This window comes from Mycoplasma simbae ATCC 49888, assembly GCF_000702705.1.
GTDB classification, from domain to species: domain Bacteria; phylum Bacillota_I; class Bacilli_A; order Mycoplasmatales; family Metamycoplasmataceae; genus Mycoplasmopsis; species Mycoplasmopsis simbae.
In genome coordinates, this window is the sequence record NZ_JNJG01000003.1 from 1 (window position 1) to 2,892 (window position 2,892).

A 2,892-nucleotide genomic window follows, 5' to 3' on the forward strand; every position below is an offset into this window, starting at 1 on the left:
TCTCTGTTCTCAAGCGTTAGTAAATTCTTTAAATCTTATTGATGGAACAAGTTTATTTTTCATCTCCACCGCCTAAAATTTTAATTAATTCATCTATAGCTAACATGTCAGCTTCCTCGCCTTTTAGATCTGACAATAGAGAAACAAGTTCAGTTTCATTTTGTCTGATTTGATCGTTTATATCGTTAAGGGTGTCTTTATATTTAGCTTCCAGTTTTTCAAATTTAGCTATGTAATCTTCAATAACATCTTGACCTAGTTTTAAAATATCAATTTTAATTTGATTCATTCATTTTTCAATCAATAGTTCATAAACTTCTTCAGATGTTAGAGCTAAATATTTATTGTATGAGTCTTGAATTAAGCCCTTGATATTTTCGTTTAAAGAAGTTGTTAAAGGTTTAACTTTATTTAACAATTCATTGATTTTCAGTAACTTAAATTCAATGCAATCTTCATCGAATTCAGTATTTTTGTCAATATTTTGTTTAATATATGTGTTAATTTCTTTCTTGATGAATTTGCCATTTTCATCAAAAAGTGGAGCCACCTTATCTTCTTCGTCGATACTTTCAATCAGTTGTTCAACTTCTGAGTTTAAATCATCAATTTTGTCATTAGTTTGCTTAATTGAATAATTTGCGCCCGCAAAGAATGTTTTACATATTAACTCATTGCTGATTAATTCTGATTCCCACTCTTCAACCAAACCTGATTTTTTGTTAAATTTAACATCCAAAGTATCATCAAGCAAGATTTTTATGTCATTTTGACTATCAGTAAAATTAAACTTACTAATTAATTCAATATCATTTTTTAAAGTATTCACGTGATTCATGAATATTTGGTAAATATCATATTTTTCGATTAAATCAATGTCTTGAACTTCTTTAAAAATATAATCGACTACTTTTTCCTCAAAATCTGAAGCGGACAATTTAGAAATTTTGTGTAAATTTTCAGTATTTTGATCAATAAATTGAGTTAATTTATTGCTAATTTCGTCGAATTGTTCTAAATATTTTTTAACATACGCATCTGAATCTATTGCGTTTCTAATTGCGTCGTTTTGATTAGCTAGAATACTGTAGTAATTGTGCTTAACGGGTGTAAATAATTTGTTTTTAATTTGTCCAAAACTATTGAAAAATGTGTTGTGTTGACTCAATTCTTGCTCGCTTACACCACCAAACATTGATGAGTATAAATCAAAGCTTTCATCTTTTTGGAAATTATCCAAGTAACGCGAAATGTTTAAGTTAAAATCGTTTTGTTCAATTTCTTCAAAGCTTACAATACGTGAAAATTTGTCAATTTCTAAACGATAATTAACTGTATCTACAATTTTTTTAACGTGTTTATAGTCTAATTTATTATTTTTGCCGTCTTTAATGTACATTTTTGATGCATCAATAAATTGAATATCACGTCCGCTTTTTTGCTTTTTCAAAATCATAATGATTGTTGAAATGCCTGTACCAAAAAAGATGTTGCTTGGTAAACCAATAATTGCATCAATTTGACCTTTTTCCACTAATCTTTGGCGAATTTGTTTTTCACTACCGCCCCTAAACAAAACACCATGCGGAAGCACAATTGCCATAATCCCATCATGTTCTAGGTGGTATAAATCGTGTAATAAGAAAGCATAATCAGCCTTAGATTTAGGTGCTAAACCATACTCAACGTATCTATTTTCGACTTCCTTGCCTTCAGGGTTTCACGGTTGAGAATAAGGTGGATTAGATACAACTGCGTGCATTGTTTCAAGCGTGAAATTACCGTTTTCGTCAATATAAGGTCAATCTCTTTCCAGAGTGTCACCGTGTCTTACATGAATATCGGCTGGGTTAATATCATTCATTACAAGGTTCATTCTTGTTAGATTAAATGTATTTGAGTTAAGCTCTTGAGCATAATAAGTTACAGGACTAGAATCTTTATTGTATTTTTTGAATGCATCTTTAATTGTCAATAATAATGATGCCGAACCTGATGTAGGGTCATACACTTTAATTGTTTTTTTGTCACGTAAATGGTAAGTAACTATTTGTGACATTAAGTTAGAAACTTCGTGAGGAGTATAAAACTCACCACCTTTTTTTCCAGCTGAAGAAGCAAAGTGGCTAATTAAATACTCATAGACAAATCCTAAAACATCATATTGTTGCGAGTTAAAAGGAATAATTTGCAGAATATCAATCAATTTGGCTAATGATTGAGTTTGTTCATCCCTATTAGATCCTAATTGCTTGATATTGTCACGGAAAAGTTCAAAAATACGAACATACAGTGCTTTTTTATCTTCAGTTAAAGAAGAATCAAAACTAGATATAGCATCATTCATGATTGCGGCATTAAATTGAAATTCTTTATTGTATTTTGGGTTTGTCCAAGTTTGGTATAAATGCTCAAATTTAATAAAAAATCCTAGATCATTTCTGCATCCTTCAATTGTTGTTTTAACGGCTTCAACGCTGTCAAAAGCAATATCGTCTTGACTGAAATCAAAGTCCTTAATGTGTTCTTCATCTCTTAAAAGAAACATTGATTCTTTATTGATTCCATTTTGAACTAAAAAATCTTCTTGTTTTTGACATAAAAATTTGTAGAAAAGTAAGCCTAAAACAATGTTTTTGTACTCATTTGCATCAATTTTACTTCTTAGTTTATTGGCTGATTCTCAAATTTTATTGGCTATTTGTTGTTTAGTTAAGGTCTTATTGGTACTCATTTTTCATCCTATCTTTATTGATTTAAATTGTGTTTATGTATATTATACATAAGATTCAACTCTCGCTTGAGAACAGAGAATTTTAGGGGATTTTCTCGAACTGCCAATTCTCTTAAAACACCCTGCCGTGGATGAGTCAGAAATTATTACTCTTGGTC

General features: G+C 29.9%; 1 protein-coding gene. It reads right to left on the bottom strand.

Annotation, left to right across the window (positions count from 1 at the left end; genetic code table 4):
- Positions 1 to 52: 52 nt before the first annotated feature.
- Positions 53 to 2,734: a type I restriction-modification system subunit M gene (locus T329_RS0100070; protein ID WP_029608415.1), complete on the bottom strand. Its 2,682-nt coding sequence runs from the start codon at positions 2,732 to 2,734 to the stop codon at positions 53 to 55.
- Between the last annotated feature and the right edge of the window lie 158 nt (positions 2,735 to 2,892).